The organism is Actinosynnema sp. NPDC091369, assembly GCF_044757065.1.
Classification (GTDB): Bacteria; Actinomycetota; Actinomycetes; order Mycobacteriales; family Pseudonocardiaceae; genus Actinosynnema.
In genome coordinates, this window is record NZ_JBIVUG010000003.1 from 85,420 (window position 1) to 103,726 (window position 18,307).

Consider the following 18,307-nt stretch of genomic DNA (forward strand, 5'->3'; position numbering starts at 1 on the left):
CTGAGCCGTGTCGGGGCCACGCGCCGTTGGCCGCAACCGGCCGGCGGCGCGCCGCACCACCCGATGCGGCCCGAGACTCCGGGGCACGTGGCGATGGTCGTGGCCTACTTCGGCCTGGACGAGTACGTGCCGGAGCTGAACGAGGTCGGGTGGTTCGGCGCGCTGTCGGGGATGTGCGCGCTCCTGGTCTTCGCCGCGGGGGCGTTCCGGGCGAACGTCCTCGTGCGGATCGGGGCCGCGCTGGTGCTCGCGAGCGTGACCCACACGGTCATCACGGTCGTCGCCACCCTCGTGTCGCTGATCGGTGATCGCGGCGGTGAGCGGGGCACGCTGGAGGACGGCGCGGTCGGGTTCCTGTGGCTCGTCGTCGCCGTGGTCCTGCTCTGGCGGGTGGTCGCCGGGAAGTGGCCTGCGACGCGGTGAGCGGTCAGGGCGTCGGGTCGCCGTTGCCCAGCGGCTCGTCGACGTCGACCCGGCTGATCCCGTCGACCGCCGTCACCTGCCCGGCGAGCTCGACCGGGACCGTGACGCGGACGTAGCCGATGGCGGCGTCGGTGGTCTCCACGGTCGCGCCGAGCCGGGCCATGGTCGCGGCCACCTCGTCGGCCCTGCCGGGTTCGGTGGACACGGTCAGCCCGACCGCCCGCACGCCGTCGCGCGCGGCGCGGTCCAGCGCGGTCCGGCCCTGCGGGCTCAGCTTGGTCGACGGCACGGGCACCGACGACACGGTGACCGAGGTGACCGCGGGCGGGGTGCCGATCGAGCCGGTGTCCATCGAGCCGGTGTCGGCTGGCCGCTGCGCGCAGCCCGCCAGCACGAGCCCCGCCACCGCCGTCACCACGAGCCTGCGCATGCGTCCTCCTGCGGCCGATCCTGCCACCAGGACGGAAGTCGGGGTCAGCGCGGTTGCACGGCCTGCTCCGGCCCGCTGAACGCCTGCACGCGCTCCTCGCCGTCCGCGCTCTCGCCGAACACCCGGTTGTCGGACGAGCCGTTCGTCGCCGTCGTCGGCGTCACCGAGGCGGCCCTGGGCAGCTCACGCACCCGCACCTGCGGCAACGCGCCGGGGTGCCGCGACCGCAGCCAGCCGACCAGGTGCTCGCGCGCCACGCACCGCAGGTCCCACAGCCGGCCCGCGTCCGACGCGCTCACCAGCGCGCGGACCCGCACGAACGACCCGACCGCGTCGGTCACCTGGAGCACGCACACCCGGCCGTCCCACAGGTCGCTGGATTCCAGCGCGTGCCGCAGCTCGTGCCGCAGGTCCTCCACCGGCACGGTCCAGTCGAGGTCCAGCTCCACCGTGCCCAGCAGCGCCGACTGGGTGCGGGTCCAGTTCTCGAACGGCGTCTTGAGGAAGTAGGCGGTGGGCAGGATCAGCCGCCGGTCGTCCCACAGGTGCACGACCACGTACGTGAGCGTGATGTCCTCGATGCGGCCCCACTGGCCGTCCACGACCACCACGTCGTCCAGCCGCACGGCGTCGCTGAACGCGATCTGCACGCCCGCGAACACGTTGCCCAGCAACGACTGCGCCGCCAGCGCGGCGATGGCGCCGATGACACCGGCGGAGGCCAGTATCGAGGTGCCGGCGGCACGCGCGCCGGGGAACGTCATCAGCACCGCGGCCGCCGCGAGCACGCTCACCACGACCACGGTGACGCGGCGGACCAGCGTGATCTGGGTGTGCACGCGGCGGGCGTGCCGGTTGTCGGACACGTCGACCCGGATGCGCGCCAGCGTCGCGTCCTCGATCACCACCAGCAGCGAGGCGAGCAGCCACGCGCCGGCCAGGATGAGCGCTATTCCCGTCACGTGCATGGCCACCGGCCGCCAGTCGCCGTGCGCCGCCACCCCGAGCGACACCTGCGCCGCGACCAGCGCCGCCACCGCCAGGGCCGGCTTGTGCGCGTGCCGCGCCAGCCCGGCGAACAGCGCCGACCGGCGGCCGAGGCGGCGGACCACCCGGTGGACGAGCGTGACGGCGAGCAGTGCGACCAAGAGCGAGCCGGCGAACGTGACCACGGCTGCGAGCACGGGAAGGGCACCTCCTCTGCGCGGGTACGTCCTCGGAGCCGTACCCGCGAACGGAGTAGTTCAGGCGCGTTTGAACCCCGTTCGGGCGAATTAGGAGATTCACCACAACCGGGCCGCGCTTCCGTCGCCCGGCGACGTCCGTGCTGCCGTTCCGCCGGGGCCGCGTGGGTCGGGCCGACGCTCGGTCAGGCCCTCGGCAGCAGGTGGGCGACCTGGCCGACGAACCCCACCAGCCGGTCCGGCGTGAACCGCTCCGGGTCGGTGATCGCCAGCCGGCCCGCCATCTCGGCCAGCGCGAGCATGGTGTGGCCGAGCAGCTCGGCGTCCAGCCCGGTGGCGCCCAGCGCCTTCAACCCCAGCTCGGCCAGCACGTTGACCTGCGCCAGCACCCGGGTCCGCACCAGCTCGACCTGCTTCCGGAACTCCACCGGCGTGCCCTCGGGCGGCAGCAGCACCAGCCGCCAGCGCTCCGGTGACGCCACGACGGCGTTGACGAACGCGCGCACGGTGTCGGTGTAGACGTCCTCCGGCGAGCGGTCGCCGAAGTCGGTGGCCGGCATCGCGCCCAGCACCTGCCCGGTCGCCCGGTCGGCCTCGCGGCGCAGCAGCGCGGCGACCACCTCGGCCCGGTTCGCGTACAGCTCGTAGACCACCGGCTTGGTGACGCCGGACCGCCGGGCCACGGCCTCCATGGTCACCGCGTCGAAACCGCCCTCGGCGAGCAGGCCGAGCGCGCCGTCCAGCAGCTGGTCGCGCCGCTGCCCCGGTGGCAGCCGCGGTGCGTACTTGCGGCGCGTTGTGCTCACCGAACCATATTGCTACGGTGTCGTAGCTTTCACAAAGCTACGCAGGCGTAGGAAGTGCTCGGAGGCAACGTGCGCGTGGAGTCCGAGGGTGCGCGGCTCGCCGTGTTCGAACACGGCGACAAGTCCGCGCCGACCGTCGTCCTGGTGCACGGCTACCCCGACACGCACCGCGTGTGGGACGACGTCGTGCCGCTGCTGGCCGAGGAGTTCCACGTCGTCACCTACGACGTGCGCGGAGCGGGGGAGTCGTCCGCGCCGCGCGGACTGGCCGCCTACCGGCTGCCGGTGCTGGCGCGCGACCTGTTCGCGGTGGTCGCGGCGGTCAGCCCGGACGCGCCGGTGCACGTCGTCGCGCACGACTGGGGCTCGATCCAGGCGTGGGAAGCGGTCACCACGCCGGACGCGCCGATCGCCTCGTACACCTCGATCTCCGGGCCGTGCCTGGACCACGTCGGCCACTGGATGCGCCGCAAGCCGACCACCCGGCACCTCAAGCAGCTGCTGCACTCCTGGTACATCGCGATGTTCCACCTGCCGTTCGTCGCGCCGCTGCTGTGGCGGCACGTGATCGGGCCCCGCTGGGCGACGGTCGTGCGGCGGGTCGAGGGCGCCGCGCCGCACGTCGCGCCCACCGTCGTGCGGGACGGCGTGCAGGGCATCGCGCTGTACCGGGCGAACTTCGTGCCCCGGCTGCGCTCGCCGCGCGTGCGGCGGACCGACGTGCCGGTGCAGCTGGTGCAGCCGTCGCGGGACCGGTACGTCACCGCCGGCGTGACCGAGGACGTGGAGCGGTGGGCGTCGGACGTGCGGCGCCGCGTGATCGACGCGGGCCACTGGGCGCCCGTCACGCACGCCCGCGCGGTGGCGCTGCTGGTGGCGGACCACGTCACCGCTCACAGTCACCCTGCCTGAGCCGCGGCAGCGCCTCCCTCGCCTGTTGCCGGGCGAGGTTCCAGGAACGCCAGTCGTCGCCCCCCACGCGGCGGAACTCCAAGGCGCAGGCGCGCACGTGCTCCGGGAGGCCGGCCAGGGCGGGCACCACGTCGTCGGAGAGCCGGGCCAGGTACCAGACGTCGATCTTCTGCGTGGCGTGGTAGCGGTCGACGTTGCGCTCGGCGATGAACCGCTCGGGGTTGAGCGCGCCCAACCCGACCAGCGCGGCGAACCCCGTGCCCACGACGGCGCGGGCCAACCACCTCCCCTCCAGCCGCACGCCCGCCGCCAGCACCAGCAGGTAGACGACGCCCAGCCAGAGCTCGCAGGCGGAGACCAGGACCCGGAGCACGGTGAAGCCGTAAGCCTGCTGGTAGAGCCACATGCGGGCGAGGGCGGAGGCGACGATCACCAGGGTGAGCACGCTCAGCGCGCCGAGCAGGCCGCGCAGCCACTTCCGGTCGGTCGGGGAGTCCAGCCTGGCCAACCGGGCGACGAAGGCGATCACGCCGAGGGTCAGCACGGTGACGGCGAGCAGCTGCCAGAAGCCGCTGCGGGCGTAGTCGGCGTAGGTCAGGTCAGGGGTGACGAGGACGTGCTCGTCACCGCCGAACAGCGTGGTGACCTGCACGGCCACGAAAGCGGCGAACAGCAGCGCCAGCGCGCCGACCGGCAGCGCCCAGTCCCGCCGCGCGACCGTTCGGGGCAGGTCGGTGGCGTGGTCCAGGGCCGGCGGCGAGACCCGCAGGTAGGCCGCCCCGATCGTGCCCAGGCCGACGGTCGTGAACAGCACGATCGGTTGGCCGGCGGACTCGTCGGGGGCGATCGAGCCGAGGAGGTCGGCGAACGCGGCGTCGGCCCCGGCGAGGAGGGGGACGAACACCAGCAGCAGGCCGGCGGTCACCAGGAGCGGTCGGGCCAGCGGCGGGGTGCCGTTCTCCTTGACGCCGCGGGCCAGCCAGGGCAGCGCCCGGACCGCCGCCACCGGCACCGCGACCGAGCCGAGCACGAGACCGCGGGCCGAGCGGCCGTCGGTGAACGCGAGCGACCCGGCGGCGCAGCCCGCGATGGCGCAGAGCGTGAACAGCCACTCGGCCGCGACGAACGCGCCGACCGCGAACAGGGCGACGGACAGCAGCGCCCAGCCCGCCCTGACCTGGCGCAGCAGGGCGAAGACGAGGGCCGCGGTGAGGGCCCAGCCGAGGCCGGGCTCGTCGAGCGGCAGCAGCACGGCCGCCCCGAGCCCCCCGGCGGCGCCGGCGAGCAGTACGCGGTTGGGTGTCATCGGGTGTCGCCTCCAGGGCGCGCGCCACCGCCCGCTCTGCCTCGGCGGCGGGTGGCGCGGTGTCGTGGGTTCGAGGGTTCGTGGGTTCCGTCGGCTTTCGGGCACGACGGGGTGCGGGGTGGAACGGGCTCAGGGCCCGGAATTGTCGGTGCCTCGTGGTTGACTAGAAGCCAGGGTTCCCCTGGGCGGGGACCCCTGCGAAGCAGTGCCTTTCGGCCGGGCAAGGCGGTCCGGCCGGGTCATGCGGTTCGGCCGGCCAAGCGGTTCGGTTGAGTCGTGCGGTTCGGCCGGGTAGGTGGGTCGGCCGGGTCAGCTGGGGTCGGTCGGGTCACGCGGGGGCGGGGCAGGTGGCCGGGAGGGTGGCGCGGATCCGGCAGCCCGGGCCGTCGACCACCGCGATCGTGCCGCCGTGCAGGTCGACCACCCAGCGGGCGATGTTGAGGCCCAGGCCCGTGCCACCGCCGCCGGCCCGCTCACCCCGCGTGAAGCGCTCGAAGACCCGTTCCCGGTCCTGCGGCGCGATGCCCGGACCGTCGTCCGCGACCTCCAGCACCAGCTCCGCCCCGACCGACGCGGAGATCCGCACCTCACCGCCGGCCGGACCGTGCCGCGCCGCGTTGTCCAGCAGGTTCGCCACCACCTGCGCCAGCCGGGCCTCGTCCGCGTACACCGTCGCCCCGGGCGGTGAGACGTCCACGGTGAACCGCACCCCCCGGGCGGCCACCGAGGCTTCCGCCACGACCTCCTCCAGCAACGGCTCCAGCGGGAACTCCGCCAGGTCCAGCCGGTGCGCGCCGGCGTCGATCCGCGACAGGTCCAGCAGCTCCGTCACCAACCGGCCCAGCCGCTCGGTCTGCGCCAGCGCCGTCCGCATCGTCGCGGCGTCCGGCTGCGCGACCCCGTCCACCACGTTCTCCAGCACGTTCTGCAACGCCGTGATGGGTGTGCGCAGCTCGTGCGAGACGTTCGCGATCAGCTCCCTCCGCTGCTGGTCCGCCGCACCGAGGTCGGCCGCCATCTGGTTGAACGCGCTCGCCAGCTCGCCGACCTCGTCCCGCGCCGTCGCCCGCACCCGCCTGCTGTAGTCACCGGCGCGCATCGCCCGCACCGCCGCCGTCATGTCCCGCAACGGCCGGGTCATCCCGTGCGCCATGACCTGCGACGTCACCAGCATGATCGCGATCGCGCCGTACGTCGTGCCCGGCGCGAGCCACCCGATCCGCACCCGGAAGTACGTGAACCCGGCCGCCGCCGCCGACACCAGCAGGATGCCGAGCTTCAGCTTGATCGACCGCACCGGGTCCAACGGGCGCGGCAGCCACTCCAGGGTCGTCTCGACCGCCGACCGCAAGCTCATCGCGGCACCTCCAACGCGTAGCCGACGCCGTGCACGGTCCGGATCAGGTCGGTGCCCAACTTCCGCCGCAACGCCTTGATGTGGCTGTCCACCGTCCGCGTCCCCGTGCCGTCCGCCCACCCCCACACCTCGCTGAGCAGCCGCTCCCGCGACTGCACGGCCCGCGGGCGCTCGGCGAGGTGCACCAGCAGCTCGAACTCGGTCGGCGTCAGGTGCGCCTCCTCCCCGCCGCGCACCACCCGCCGCTCGGCCAGGTCGATCTCCAGGTCGGCCACGGTGATCCGCGACGCCGCCGCCGACGCCGCCCGCTCCACCCGCCGCAGCAGCGCGTGCACCCGCGCGGCGAGCTCCCGGATCGAGAACGGCTTGGTCAGGTAGTCGTCCGCGCCGACCGCGAGCCCCACCAGCAGGTCGGTCTCGTCGCCGCGCGCGGTCAGCATGAGCACCGGCACCGGCCGCTCGGCCTGGATCCGCCGGCACACCTCCAACCCGTCGAACCCGGGCAGCATCACGTCCAGCACCACCAGGTCGGGCCGGACGTCCCGGGCCCGCGTGACGGCCGACGGGCCGTCGTGCGCCAGGTCCACCTCGAACCCCTCGGCCCGCAGCCGCGCGGCCACGGACTCGGCGATGGTCAGGTCGTCCTCGACCACCAGAACGCGGCGTGTCATGCGGCCGACTCTATGTCGGAGCCGTGGAGGTGACCGGCGCGAGTTGTGAACGTCCTGTGCAGACCTCCACACCCCACAACCGGCCCTCGTGCCCGCACGTCATAGGGGCATGGAGAGGTTCCAACCGGGCACGACGATCGTCCGCCGCGACGTCTTCCGCGGGAAGGTGTGGTCCGCGTACGCGCTGCACGTGCTGGAGGACGCGCCCGACGCCCTCGTGGCCGGCTGCCCGCCGGGTGCGGAGGTCAGGGCGCCCACCACCTGGATCGAGTGGCTGCGGACCGGCGAGGACGCCGCGCGCGAGCGGGCGCTGCCCGACCTGGCGGCCGGCCGGTGGCGGCTCGGCCCGTGGACCTGGCGCGACACGGCGCTGCTGCTGTGGAACCCGCCGGGCGCGTGGTTCGGCGTCCACGCCTTCCACGACCCGTCCGACGGGCACCGGCTGCGGCACTGGTACGTGAACTTCCAGCGTCCTCTGCGGCGCACGGCGTTCGGCTTCGACACGTTCGACCTGCTGCTGGACCTGGTGATCGCGCCGGACCTGTCCCGGTGGACCTGGAAGGACGAGGACGAGTACGCCCGGGGCCGCCGCCTCGGCGTGGTGGGCGAGGACGACCACCGGGCGGTCGAGCGGGCCCGGGACCAGGTCGTGGCCATGGTGGAGAACCGCGAGGGCCCGTTCGCGACCCGACCCTCCTGGCGTTCCGACCCCTCCCGGCCCGCGCCCGTGCTGCCCGCCGACGCCCTCACCGCGGACCTGGCGCCCTGACGGCAGCCGAACGGAGGAATCCGGCAGTGCTCTCGGGCAGGAGCTGCTTAGCTGGCAGTCGGGCGGGACTTCGACGAGGAGGTCTGGTCGTGCGGCACTTGCTCAGCACCGCGCTGGCGCTCGTCTCCGCGATCTCGACGGCCCCGGCGGCGGTGGCCGGGCCCGGGTTCGTGGAGCTCGCGCCGAAGGGGTCGGCGGTCGCGATCAACGACGCCGGGGTGGTCGTCGGCCGCGCCACCGGCGTGGACCGGCGGTCCCGGGCGGTCCGCTGGGACGCCGAGGGTCGGATCAGCGAACTGGCCCTGCCCGCGGGCGGCCGGTACGCGACCGTCTTCGGCGTCGACGCGGACGGCGCGGCGTACGGGAACACCAGCGACCCCGCGCACTGGTCGCAGGCGACCCGGTGGAACCCCGACGGCTCGGTCACCGTGCTCGACTTCCTGCCCGGCGGCGACTACACGCTCGCCGTCGCGGTGAACGACAGCGGCACGGTCGTCGGGTACGGCGGCGACGCGGACGGCGCGCGCCAAGCGATCACCTGGGACGACGACGGCGCGGCCACCGTGCTCCCGGGCCTGGGCGCCGCGACCGAGGCGACCGCCATCGACGACCGGGGCGCGATCGCCGGCCTCTCGTACAGCGGTGCGGGCCGTCGGGCGGTGAGGTGGGACGACGGCGTGCCCACCGACCTGGGCGCCGTCCCGGGCAGCAGCCACCTGGGCGTGGAGGCGGTCCGCGGTCGGTTCGTGATCGGCTCGTACCAGACGGAGGACCGGACGGCCTTCGGCGTGCGCTGGGACGGTGCCGCGGTCGCCTACCCGCCCGCCGCGCCCGGCCGGTCCAGCACCTTGTCGGCGCTGGACGCGGGCGGTGCGGCGTTCGGCCGGGTCGACGGCTCGCCGGTGCGGTGGGCGGCCGACGGCGGCGTCACGACCCTGGCGCTCCCCGCCGGTTTCACCGCGGGCGAGGTGGCCCGGGTCAACGACGGGGGCACGGCCGCGGGCGTGGCCATCGGCAGCACCTACCGGCCGTTGCGCTGGTCGCCGTCGGGTGAGGTGACGCTGCTGCCGGTGCCGGCCGGCACGCACGGCTTCGCCCTGGACGTCAACGACCGCGGTGTGGTCGTGGGCGAGTTCGGCGGGCGCGCGGTCCTGTGGCCCTGACCGCCGGACGTCGGTGCCACGTCCTAGGGTGACCGCGTGGCTGACGCGGTCCTGGAAGCGGTGCTGGAGCGGATCACGTTCGCCAACGAGGAGACCGGCTACACCGTCGCGCGCGTCGACCCCGGCCGCGGCGGCGACCTGGTCACCGTGGTCGGGTCGCTGCTCGGCGCGCAGCCGGGCGAGTCGATCCGGATGCGCGGGCGCTGGGGCTCGCACCCCCAGTACGGCAAGCAGTTCCACGTCGAGGACTACACGACCGTGCTGCCCGCGACGATCCAGGGCATCCGCCGCTACCTCGGCTCCGGCCTGATCAAGGGCATCGGGCCGGTGCTGGCCGACCGGATCGTCACCCACTTCGGCGTGGACGCGCTGGACGTGATCGAGCACGAGCCGCAGCGCCTGGTCGAGGTGCCCAAGCTCGGCCCGAAGCGCACCAAGCTGATCGCCGACGCGTGGGAGGAGCAGAAGGCCATCAAGGAGGTCATGGTCTTCCTCCAGGGCGTCGGCGTGTCGACGTCGTTGGCCGTGCGGATCTACAAGCAGTACCAGGACAAGGCGATCGACGTCGTCCGCGAGGAGCCCTACCGGCTGGCCAACGACGTGTGGGGCATCGGGTTCCGCACCGCCGACCAGATCGCGAAGGCCGTCGGCATCCCGCACGACAGCCCGCAGCGGGTCAAGGCCGGGTTGCAGTTCACCCTGTCCGAGGCCACCAACGACGGCAACTGCTACCTGCCCGAGAACGAGCTGATCGGTGCGGCGATCAAGATCCTCCAGGTGGACGCGGGCCTGGTGATCGAGTGCCTGGCCGAGCTGGTCGCCGAGGAGGGCGTGGTCCGCGAGGTGATGCCGGACGGAGAGCCGGGCGTCTACCTGGTCGCGTTCCACCGCGCCGAGATCTCGCTGGCCAACCAGCTCCTGCGGCTGCTGAAGACCGACGAGGAGCGGATGCCCGCGTTCCAGGCGGTCGACTGGGACCGCGCGTTCGCGTGGCTCGGGGCGTCGCTGGAGGACCGGCAGCGCGACGCGGTCCGGCTGGCCCTGACCCGCAAGGTGGCCGTGCTGACGGGTGGGCCGGGCTGCGGCAAGAGCTTCACCGTGCGGTCGATCGTGAAGCTGGCCGTCGCCAAGGGCGCGAGGGTCGTGCTGGCCGCGCCGACCGGCCGCGCGGCCAAGCGGTTGACCGAGCTGACCGGGCACGAGGCGCGCACCGTGCACCGGCTGCTGGAGCTCAAGCCCGGCGGTGACGCCGCGTACGACCGCGACCGGCCGCTCGACGCCGACCTCGTGGTCGTGGACGAGGCGTCGATGCTGGACCTGCTGCTGGCAAACAAGCTGGTCAAGGCCGTCGCGCCGGGGGCGCACCTGCTGCTGGTCGGCGACGTCGACCAGTTGCCGTCCGTGGGCGCGGGCGAGGTGCTGCGGGACGTGCTGGCCGCCGACAGCCCCGTCCCGAACGTCCGGCTCACGCACATCTTCCGGCAGGCGCAGCAGTCCGGCGTGGTGACCAACGCCCACCGGATCAACAACGGCGACTACCCCGTCGTGCAGGGGATGCCGGACTTCTTCCTGTTCCCGGTGGAGGAGGCCGAGGAGGCCGCGTCGCTCGTGGTCGACGTCGTCGCCAACCGCATCCCGCGCAAGTTCGGCCTCAAGCCGCGCACGGACGTGCAGGTGCTCGCGCCGATGCACCGGGGCGCGGCGGGCGCGGGCGGGCTGAACGCGTTGCTCCAGGAGGCGTTGACACCGTCCACACCGGACCTGCCGGAGCGCCGGTTCGGCGGCCGGGTGTTCCGGGTGGGCGACAAGGTCACGCAGATGCGCAACAACTACGACAAGAACGTGTTCAACGGGACGCTCGGGATCGTCACGGCGATCGACGCCGTGGAGCAGAAGCTGACCGTTCGGACCGACGAGGAAGAGGACGTGGACTACGAGTTCGGCGAGTTGGACGAGCTGACCCACGCCTACGCCATGACGATTCACCGCTCACAGGGCAGTGAGTACCCGTGCGTGGTCATCCCAATCACGACGAGCGCGTGGATGATGTTGCAGCGCAACCTGCTCTACACGGCCGTGACGCGGGCCAAGAAGCTGGTCGTGCTGGTCGGCTCCCGCAAGGCGATCGGCCAGGCGGTCCGCACCGTGGGTGCGGGCCGCCGCCACACCGCCCTGGCCCACCGCCTCGCCCAGCTTCTCTGAGCCCGGATCAGCGACGCGCCCAGACGCGGCTGTACACGTGGTAGCCGCGCGGCTTGCCGTGCTCGGGGCGCACGACCAGGTAGCCGAGATCCGCCTCGGCGGTTTTGACGCAGGCGACGAGCGCGTAGCTGTCCAATTCGCCCGCCTCGAACGTCTCCTCCCGGTCTTCGGGTTTCACGTCGCTGCAATCCTTCCCGCCCGGGAGGTATTCGCCCGGGACGGGGTGGCTTTCGTTCACCAGCGGTGAGTTCCCGAACCAGCCCGGCCGGTCGTTCCACTTCTCCTCGTCGTACTTGGCCGACCGCGCCACCCTCGCCGGCCCGTGCGCCTTGAGCTCGCCCGTCAGGTGGTCGTAGGAGATGTCCCCACCCGTGCCGCCGAAACCGGCTTCGAGGACGGCCATCCTGGACCCGGCTCCCGCCTCCACGACCACCCGGTCCCGGCTGACCTCCCGAACGAACCGGCCGTCCTGCTCGAACCGCATGAACCGACCGCTGCCGATGTGGAACGCCTCGCACACCTGCCTGTTGCCGCCTTCCTGGCAGATGAACAGCTGGGACGCGTCCTGAGGTTCGGCGGGCCCCGGACCGCCAAGGGGTGCGATCGGGCCGCGTCGGCACCGCAGCCGGCCAGGAGCAGCGAAGTGGATGCGACGGTCAGCACGGAAAAGACGAGAGATCCTTTGCGCATGTGCAACCGGCCTTCCTCGGTGAGAGGCGGGAAACGGGGCGATTGCATTTCTGCCATCAGCCGCTTGGTCGCAAACAGTGTTCGTGCGAGGGCGGCAAAAAGACCATCCGGACAAGCTAAGGGGTGCCCTTAAGGGATATTCACGACCAGTGGACGATGGCATTGGAAATTGCAACGATGCGCAACGGCTTCGCGCGTCGCTCGCCGGGACCGGACGGGTGTGCGTAGGTCGACCTGCCCGGCCGGTCCGGCTGCCGCCGCCACGCCCGCTGGTTCCGGGGACTGCGTCCGCACCTGGTCCGCACCCCGGCGGGTTACCGGTCACGTGGGCGCTGGCTGATCCGGAGACCGACGAGCGGCGGGTGCTCATGGCGACCAGCGACCACGAGCCCCACCTGCCCGTCACCCGGTCCCCGACCTCCGGCGACCACCGACCGGACTACGCGTCACCCGTCAAGCGCAAGGGGAACGCGATGTCGCAGACCTCGTCGTCCGGGCCCGCCGCGCCGAAGTCGGCGAAGTAGACCTCGCGCGGCGCGTCGTGGATGACGTGACCGTTGTCCTTGATCCACATCGCCACGGCGTCGTAGGCCGACAGGATCTGCGGGAACACCACCTGCGCCTTGGTCAGCCGCACGTACGCCTCCCGGTGCGCCGGCTCCACCCGTGCCGCCACCCCGCTCGGCGGCTCCGCCACCCCGATCGGCACGCACGCCTCGACCGGTCCGTCGCTGTCCTCGTTCACCTCGCCGTGGTAGACGATGAACGGCGCGTCGGACACGCCCCCGTGCTCCTGCGCCGCCCTCGTCAACCGGTCCATCGAACCGGCGATCCAGTCCACCAGCGCCGGTTGCAGCAGGTGCCGCTGCTCGGTCAGCACCACCTGTTCGGGTACTTCCCGCTGCTTGACGTCGTACATCTCGACCAACCCCTTCCCTCCGGACAACACGACGCGGAGGTGGGCGGCCAGGCCGCGCTGCACGGCCATCCGGTGCTCGACCCCGGCCCAGTACTCGCCCAGCAGGTCGGCCCGCTCGTCCGCCGGCGCGGCCACGATCCGGCCGACGACCGACAGCGGCATGTCCAGCCGGCGCAGCAGCGCCACCAGGCGCGCGGTGGCGAGCTGGTCCTCCTGGTAGCGCCGGTAGCCGTTGCCCGCGTCGACCACGGCCGGCCGCAGCAGGCCCTGGCGCTCGTACAGCCGCAGCGCCTTCACCGAGAGCCGCGAACGGCGGGCGAACTCGCCGATGCCCAGCAGCCGTGTGCCCAGTAGCCGTGCCACCCCCACATCCTCCATGGCGACGACCCTGCGGCCTGCCCCAAGGGACGAGTCAAACGCCCGCCGGACCTACTGCCGGTAGTTCTCGACCGTGCCGGGGTCGCGGGGCTCGGCGGCGTCCGGGTCCATGCCGGCCGCGCGGCGGGCGCGGCGCTGGCGCAAGAGGTCCCACGTCTGGTCCAGGGCCACTTCGAGGTCGCGCAGCCGCCGGGCGTCGCCCTCGCTCAGGCCCTCGCCGACGCGTGATCCCTCCAACCGGTGTTCTTCCTCCACCAGCTGGGTGATCCGCGCGACTAGTTCTTCGTCCGTCACGACTCCTCCTCCATCCGGACCAAGCGCCGGGTACCTCACCGGCATCTGTCAAAACCCCGTGCCGCCACGACGAGGAATGGCCGGATGGCGGGTGTGCAAGGAGGCGGTTCGTCCCCCATCCTCCAGCTCGACCCTGCCTAGGAGGAACAACCGTGAAGTCGACCAGACGTTCACTGCTGACACTGGCCGTCGCCGGTGTCGCGGCGGCCGCGGTGGTCACCGGGGGCACCCCCGGCACCGCCGGCCCCGCACCCGAGGTCGCCGCGGTCCAAGCCGGACCGACCTACGTCTACAAGGTCCACGCGCCGCTCGGCGCCGCCGCCCAGAACCTGCTCGGGCGCGGCTTCGACGTGCTGGAGGACCGCGACGGCGACTACCTGTTCGTGCTCGGTGACGCCACCACCGGCGCCGGTCTCAAGCAGGCCGGCTTCAGCGCCGTGATCGACGAGGTGCTGCCCGCCCCCGAGTGGCAGCCGCCCGCGAAGAAGTCGCAGTCGCCGACGTTCGACGCCGCCGACATCAACGAGACCTACTACGGCGGCTACCGCACGATCAACGCCCACTGGTCGCACCTCGACCAGGTCGGGCAGCAGTACCCGAACCTGACCACCCTGGTCGACTACGGCGACTCGTGGCGCAAGACCCAGGGCTCGGGCGGGTACGACCTGCGCGCCATCTGCATCACCAAGAAGAACGCGGGCGACTGCGCGCTGAGCACGTCCGCGCCCAAGCCGCGGTTCTTCGTCATGGGCCAGCTGCACGCCCGCGAGCTCACCACCGGCGACACCGCGTGGAGGTGGATCGACCACCTGACCACCGGCTACGGGGTCGACGCCGAGGTCACGGCGCTGCTGGACACCACCGAGGTGTGGGTGGTGCCGATCGCCAACCCCGACGGCGTGAACATCGTGCAGCAGGGCGGCAACTCGCCGCGCTACCAGCGCAAGAACGCCAACACCACGAACGGGTCGAACTGCTCCGGCACGTCGTCGTCGCAGATCGGCATCGACCTCAACCGCAACACCGACTCGCACTGGGGCGGCGAGGGCACGTCCTCCAACCCGTGCGACCAGACCTACAAGGGCCCGTCGGCGAACTCCGAGGTGGAGACCAAGGCGTTGCAGGCGCTGTGGCGCAACCTCTACCGCGACCGCCGCGGCACCGGCGTCACCGACGCCGCGCCCGCCGACACGACCGGCGTCGTGATCTCCATGCACAGCTACTCGAACCTGGTGCTGTTCCCGTGGGGCTGGACGACGTCGTACAAGACGGGCAACGACGCGCCGATGCGGGCAATGGCCAAGGACATGGCGTCACTGGCCGGCGGGTGGCAGTACGGGCAGCCGGGCGAGGTGCTCTACAACGCGGCCGGCGCGACGGACGACTGGGTGTACGACGACCTGGGCGTGGCGTCGTTCGTGTGGGAGATCGGGCCGTCGTCGGGCACGTGCTCCGGGTTCTTCCCGGCGTTCTCGTGCCAGGCGTCGACGTTCTGGCCGAAGACGAAGCCGATGCTGATGTACGCGGCGAAGAAGGCGGCCAACCCGTACGGCGGCGGCGGCAACCCGCCGGTGGGCTGCGCGAAGCAGACCAACGACACCGACGTGGCCGTTCCGGACAACGGCGCCGCGGTCACCAGCGCCATCACGATCGCCGGCTGCGAGGGCAACGCTTCGGCGTCGTCGCAGGTGGAGGTGCACGTCGTGCACACCTACCGGGGTGACCTGGTGATCGACCTGGTCGCGCCGGACGGCACGGCGTACCGCCTGAAGGCGTCGAACAACGATTCGGGCGACAACATCGACACCACGTACACGGCGAACGTGTCGTCCGAGGCGCGCAACGGCACGTGGCAGCTGCGCGTGCAGGACGTGTACTCGGCCGACACGGGCTACCTGAACTCGTGGAGCCTGACCGTCTGACCGCTTGCCGGGGGCCCGCACCTCTCCCTTCGCGGGCCCCCGCGAGTCGAACGCTCAAGCCCCGCGTGTCGAACGCTCAGGACCCCTGAGTTCAACGCTCAGGACGCCGCGGCCGGTAGCGTGCGATATGACTTCCGTTCTCGTGACCGGCGCGGCCGGGTTCATCGGGTCGCACTTCACGCGGTACTGGGTGCGGGAGCACCCCGAGGACCGGGTGGTGGCCCTGGACGCCCTGACGTACGCGGGCACCCTGACCAACCTCGCCGACGTGCGCGACCGCGTCACGTTCGTCGAGGCGGACATCGCCGCGGCCGACCTGACCGGGATCGACGTGGTGGTGAACTTCGCCGCCGAGTCGCACAACAGCCTGGCCGTGCTGGACCCCACCCGGTTCTTCCGCACCAACGTGCTGGGCACGCAGGCGCTGCTGGAAGCGGCGCGGCAGGCGGGCGTGCGGCGGTTCCACCACATCTCGACGTGCGAGGTGTACGGGGACCTGGCGCTGGACGCGACGTCGGCGTTCACCGAGGAGTCGCCGTACCGGCCGCGCACCCCGTACAACGCGAGCAAGGCCGGGGCGGACCACGCGGTGCGGGCGTACCACGAGACGTTCGGGCTGCCGGTGACCATCACGAACTGCGCGAACAACTACGGGCCGAACCAGTTCCCGGAGAAGGTGCTGCCGCTGTTCACCACGCGGGCGCTGGACGGGGGCGAGCTGCCGGTCTACGCGTCGTCCGACAACCGCCGCGAGTGGATCCACGTGCTCGACCACTGCCGTGCGATCGAGGCCGTGCTGCTGCGCGGGCGGGTCGGGGAGACCTACCACGTCGGCACGGGCGTCGAGGCGAGCGTGGCGGAGATCGCCGACCTCGTGCTGGACGAGCTGGGCCTGCCGTCGTCGCGGAAGACCACCGTGCCCGACCGGCCCGGCCACGACCGCCGGTACCTGCTGGACTCGGCCAAGATCCGCCGTGAGCTGGGGTGGGAGCCGCGGGTGCCGTTCGCCGAGGGCGTTCGCGACACGATCCGCTGGTACGCCGATCACCGTGCCTGGTGGGAGCCCCTGCGCGACCGCAGCCCCGTCACGGAGACCGCCTGGGCCGACCGTCCTGAGCGTTGAACTCGAGGTACCTGAGCGTTCGACTCGCGAGACCTGAGGGTTCGACTCGCGGGGCTTGGGGGTTCGACACGCGAAAGGGCCCTGCGGGGGGACGCCCGCAGGGCCCTTCGGTGGTGCGAGGTGCTTACTTCAGGCCGTTGCCCATCGCGGTGATGAGCTCGCCGTTGGTGGTGTCACCGTCGAGCGCCCAGAAGAACGCGCCGCCCAGGCCCTGGGTCTTGGCGTAGCCCATCTTGCCGCCGATGGTGGCCGGGGTGTCGTAGCTCCACCACTCGTTGCCGCAGTGCGCGTACGCCGTGCCCGCGACGGTGCCGGTGGCCGGGCACTTGGTCTTGAGGACCTTGTAGTCCTCGATGCCCGCCTCGTAGGTGCCCGGCGCCGCGCCGGTCGCCGTGCCGCCCGGCGCGGACTGGGTCACGCCCGTCCAGCCGCGGCCGTAGAAGCCGATGCCCAGCAGCAGCTTGGCGGCGGGCACGCCCTTGCCCTTCAGCTTCTGGATCGCCGCGTCGGAGTTGAACCCGGCGGTCGGGATGCCCGACCACGACGTCAGCGGCGAGTGCGGGGCCGTCGGGCCCTGCGCGGCCCACGCGCCGAAGTAGTCGTAGGTCATGACGTTGTACCAGTCGAGGTACTGCGCCGCGCCGCCGTAGTCGGCCGCGTCGATCTTGCCGCCGTTGGAGCCGTCCGCCGTGATGGCGGCCGTGACCAGGTAGTTCGCGCCGAACCGGGTGCGCAGCGCCTGCGACAGCGTCTTGAACGAGCCGAAGCCGCTGGTGTCGCAGGTCAGACCGCAGGCGTTCGGGTACTCCCAGTCGATGTCGATGCCGTCGAACACGTCCGCCCAGCGCGGGTCCTCGATCAGCTTGTAGCAGGACTCGGCGAACGCGGCCGGGTTCTGCGCCGCCTGGCCGAAGCCGCCGGACCAGGTCCACCCGCCGAACGACCACAGCACCTTGATGTGCGGGTACATCTTCTTCAGCTTGCGCAGCTGGTTGAACGAGCCGCGCAGCGCGCCGGTGTCCCAGGTGTCCGCGACGCCGTCGACGGAGTTCGCCGCGGTGTAGGCCATGTCGTAGTCGGCGTAGGCGTCACCGATGGTGCACTGGCCGTTCTGCACGTTGCCGAACGCGTAGTTGATGTGCGTCAGCTTCGCGGCCGAGCCGGAGGTGTGGATGTTCTTCACGAAGTACTGGCGGCCGTAGACGCCCCACTGGGTGAAGTAGCCCAGGTTCTTCCGCGAGCCGACCGGCGGGTTCGAGGTGGTGGTCGTCGTGGTCGTCGACGTCGTGGTGCTGGTCGTCGTCGACGTGGTCGTCGAGGTCGTCGTGGTGGTCGTCGTCCCACCGGCGTCGCACGACGCGCCGTTCAGCTTGCAGTTGGCCGGGCCGCTGAACGTGCCGGAGTACGTCACGTTGAAGCCGAAGCTCACCGACGCGCCCACGCCCACGTTGCCGTTCCACGTGTTCTTCACGGTCACGTGCTGGCCGCTGGTCGTGTACGAGGCGTCCCACAGGGAGCTGACCTTGTGGCCGGCGGGCAGGTCGAACTCGACGGTCCACGACGTGAGGGCGGACGTGCCGCCGTTCTTGATCGTGTACTTGCCCTCGTAGCCGGTGCCCCAGTCCGAGCCCTTGCTGAAGGTGGCCGAGACGCCGCCCGCACCGCTGGCCGCGGGCGCGACGACCAGCCCCACCACCAACGTGGCGACCGCCACGAACAACGCTGTGACATGCCATCGGATCTTGGACATCGTGCTCC

At 72.3% G+C, this 18,307-nt stretch carries 17 protein-coding genes and 1 pseudogene; 8 read left to right on the top strand and 10 right to left on the bottom strand.

Features of this window, described 5'->3' with window-relative positions; all coding sequences use genetic code 11:
• Positions 1 to 63: 63 nt before the first annotated feature.
• Entirely contained in the window at positions 64 to 423 is a 360-nt protein-coding gene (locus tag ACIQMJ_RS12850; protein WP_499761143.1) for a hypothetical protein, read from the top strand.
• Positions 424 to 427: 4 nt separating this feature from the next.
• On the opposite strand, the gene ACIQMJ_RS12855 is transcribed toward ACIQMJ_RS12850, so the two are convergent.
• From ACIQMJ_RS12855 to ACIQMJ_RS12865, 3 genes are all read right to left on the bottom strand, one after another.
• Positions 428 to 853, bottom strand: coding sequence for a hypothetical protein (locus ACIQMJ_RS12855; RefSeq protein ID WP_499761144.1), 426 nt, complete (start codon positions 851 to 853; stop codon positions 428 to 430).
• A 44-nt stretch (positions 854 to 897) separates the two neighbouring features.
• On the bottom strand, positions 898 to 2,037 hold the full coding sequence (locus ACIQMJ_RS12860; RefSeq protein ID WP_499761145.1) for a mechanosensitive ion channel family protein: 1,140 nt from the start codon (positions 2,035 to 2,037) through the stop codon (positions 898 to 900).
• 185 nt (positions 2,038 to 2,222) lie between these two features.
• Positions 2,223 to 2,843 carry a TetR/AcrR family transcriptional regulator gene (locus ACIQMJ_RS12865; RefSeq protein WP_499761146.1) on the bottom strand — a complete coding sequence of 207 codons (621 nt, stop codon included), beginning with the start codon at positions 2,841 to 2,843 and terminating at the stop codon, positions 2,223 to 2,225.
• A gap of 69 nt (positions 2,844 to 2,912) precedes the next feature.
• Between ACIQMJ_RS12865 and ACIQMJ_RS12870 the strand changes: the two genes are divergently transcribed.
• Positions 2,913 to 3,755 (top strand): alpha/beta fold hydrolase, encoded by an 843-nt coding sequence (locus ACIQMJ_RS12870; RefSeq protein ID WP_499761147.1) that lies wholly within the window; start codon positions 2,913 to 2,915, stop codon positions 3,753 to 3,755.
• Here ACIQMJ_RS12870 and ACIQMJ_RS12875 read toward each other — a convergent pair.
• The 3 genes from ACIQMJ_RS12875 to ACIQMJ_RS12885 form a co-directional block, all read right to left on the bottom strand.
• Positions 3,730 to 5,061: a DUF4153 domain-containing protein gene (locus ACIQMJ_RS12875; RefSeq protein ID WP_499761148.1), complete on the bottom strand. Its 1,332-nt coding sequence runs from the start codon at positions 5,059 to 5,061 to the stop codon at positions 3,730 to 3,732. The genes ACIQMJ_RS12870 and ACIQMJ_RS12875 overlap by 26 nt on opposite strands.
• Before the next feature lie 328 nt (positions 5,062 to 5,389).
• Positions 5,390 to 6,418 (bottom strand): HAMP domain-containing sensor histidine kinase, encoded by a 1,029-nt coding sequence (locus ACIQMJ_RS12880; protein WP_499761149.1) that lies wholly within the window; start codon positions 6,416 to 6,418, stop codon positions 5,390 to 5,392.
• Positions 6,415 to 7,089: a response regulator gene (locus tag ACIQMJ_RS12885; RefSeq protein ID WP_499761150.1), complete on the bottom strand. Its 675-nt coding sequence runs from the start codon at positions 7,087 to 7,089 to the stop codon at positions 6,415 to 6,417. Before ACIQMJ_RS12885 ends, ACIQMJ_RS12880 begins: the two co-directional genes overlap by 4 nt.
• A gap of 109 nt (positions 7,090 to 7,198) precedes the next feature.
• On the opposite strand from ACIQMJ_RS12885, the gene ACIQMJ_RS12890 reads away from it, so the two are divergent.
• The 3 genes from ACIQMJ_RS12890 (at position 7,199) to recD2 (ending at position 11,223) form a co-directional block, all read left to right on the top strand.
• Entirely contained in the window at positions 7,199 to 7,858 is a 660-nt protein-coding gene (locus ACIQMJ_RS12890) for a ribonuclease FAU-1 family protein (RefSeq protein ID WP_499761151.1), read from the top strand.
• An 89-nt stretch (positions 7,859 to 7,947) separates the two neighbouring features.
• Entirely contained in the window at positions 7,948 to 9,021 is a 1,074-nt protein-coding gene (locus ACIQMJ_RS12895) for a hypothetical protein (RefSeq protein ID WP_499761152.1), read from the top strand.
• Positions 9,022 to 9,057: 36 nt separating this feature from the next.
• Entirely contained in the window at positions 9,058 to 11,223 is a 2,166-nt protein-coding gene (gene recD2 / locus ACIQMJ_RS12900) for an SF1B family DNA helicase RecD2 (protein ID WP_499761153.1), read from the top strand.
• Between the two features lie 7 nt (positions 11,224 to 11,230).
• Here recD2 and ACIQMJ_RS12905 read toward each other — a convergent pair whose 3' ends face one another.
• Positions 11,231 to 11,707, bottom strand: a complete 477-nt coding sequence (locus ACIQMJ_RS12905) for a hypothetical protein (protein WP_499761154.1) — start codon at positions 11,705 to 11,707, stop codon at positions 11,231 to 11,233.
• Positions 11,708 to 12,165: 458 nt separating this feature from the next.
• On the opposite strand from ACIQMJ_RS12905, the pseudogene ACIQMJ_RS12910 reads away from it, so the two are divergent.
• Positions 12,166 to 12,323, top strand: a pseudogene (locus ACIQMJ_RS12910) (IS982 family transposase); the annotation flags it as partial.
• Positions 12,324 to 12,352: 29 nt separating this feature from the next.
• Here the strand turns inward: ACIQMJ_RS12910 and ACIQMJ_RS12915 are convergent.
• The gene (locus tag ACIQMJ_RS12915) at positions 12,353 to 13,195 is read right to left on the bottom strand and encodes a MerR family transcriptional regulator (protein WP_499761155.1); all 843 of its coding nucleotides are present in this window, start codon (positions 13,193 to 13,195) and stop codon (positions 12,353 to 12,355) included.
• A 66-nt stretch (positions 13,196 to 13,261) separates the two neighbouring features.
• Positions 13,262 to 13,504 carry a DUF2630 family protein gene (locus ACIQMJ_RS12920; protein WP_499761156.1) on the bottom strand — a complete coding sequence of 81 codons (243 nt, stop codon included), beginning with the start codon at positions 13,502 to 13,504 and terminating at the stop codon, positions 13,262 to 13,264.
• Between the two features lie 152 nt (positions 13,505 to 13,656).
• Between ACIQMJ_RS12920 and ACIQMJ_RS12925 the strand changes: the two genes are divergently transcribed.
• Positions 13,657 to 15,426 carry a M14 family zinc carboxypeptidase gene (locus ACIQMJ_RS12925; RefSeq protein WP_499761157.1) on the top strand — a complete coding sequence of 590 codons (1,770 nt, stop codon included), beginning with the start codon at positions 13,657 to 13,659 and terminating at the stop codon, positions 15,424 to 15,426.
• Positions 15,427 to 15,553: 127 nt separating this feature from the next.
• Positions 15,554 to 16,549: a dTDP-glucose 4,6-dehydratase gene (gene rfbB, locus ACIQMJ_RS12930; RefSeq protein ID WP_499761158.1), complete on the top strand. Its 996-nt coding sequence runs from the start codon at positions 15,554 to 15,556 to the stop codon at positions 16,547 to 16,549.
• 124 nt (positions 16,550 to 16,673) lie between these two features.
• On the opposite strand, the gene ACIQMJ_RS12935 is transcribed toward rfbB, so the two are convergent.
• Positions 16,674 to 18,299, bottom strand: coding sequence for a glycosyl hydrolase family 18 protein (locus tag ACIQMJ_RS12935; protein WP_499761159.1), 1,626 nt, complete (start codon positions 18,297 to 18,299; stop codon positions 16,674 to 16,676).
• Positions 18,300 to 18,307 lie beyond the last annotated feature (8 nt).

What these genes read in the sequence shown, in the direction of transcription:
- ACIQMJ_RS12875 (WP_499761148.1), bottom strand. Translation starts at nt 5,061, where the DNA reads ATGACACCCAACCGCGTACTGCTCGCCGGCGCCGCCGGGGGGCTCGGG.
- ACIQMJ_RS12850 (WP_499761143.1), top strand. Translation starts at nt 64, where the DNA reads ATGCGGCCCGAGACTCCGGGGCACGTGGCGATGGTCGTGGCCTACTTC.
- ACIQMJ_RS12885 (WP_499761150.1), bottom strand. Translation starts at nt 7,089, where the DNA reads ATGACACGCCGCGTTCTGGTGGTCGAGGACGACCTGACCATCGCCGAG.
- ACIQMJ_RS12935 (WP_499761159.1), bottom strand. Translation starts at nt 18,299, where the DNA reads ATGTCCAAGATCCGATGGCATGTCACAGCGTTGTTCGTGGCGGTCGCC.
- ACIQMJ_RS12890 (WP_499761151.1), top strand. Translation starts at nt 7,199, where the DNA reads ATGGAGAGGTTCCAACCGGGCACGACGATCGTCCGCCGCGACGTCTTC.
- rfbB (WP_499761158.1), top strand. Translation starts at nt 15,554, where the DNA reads ATGACTTCCGTTCTCGTGACCGGCGCGGCCGGGTTCATCGGGTCGCAC.
- ACIQMJ_RS12905 (WP_499761154.1), bottom strand. Translation starts at nt 11,707, where the DNA reads ATGCGGTTCGAGCAGGACGGCCGGTTCGTTCGGGAGGTCAGCCGGGAC.
- ACIQMJ_RS12880 (WP_499761149.1), bottom strand. Translation starts at nt 6,418, where the DNA reads ATGAGCTTGCGGTCGGCGGTCGAGACGACCCTGGAGTGGCTGCCGCGC.
- ACIQMJ_RS12855 (WP_499761144.1), bottom strand. Translation starts at nt 853, where the DNA reads ATGCGCAGGCTCGTGGTGACGGCGGTGGCGGGGCTCGTGCTGGCGGGC.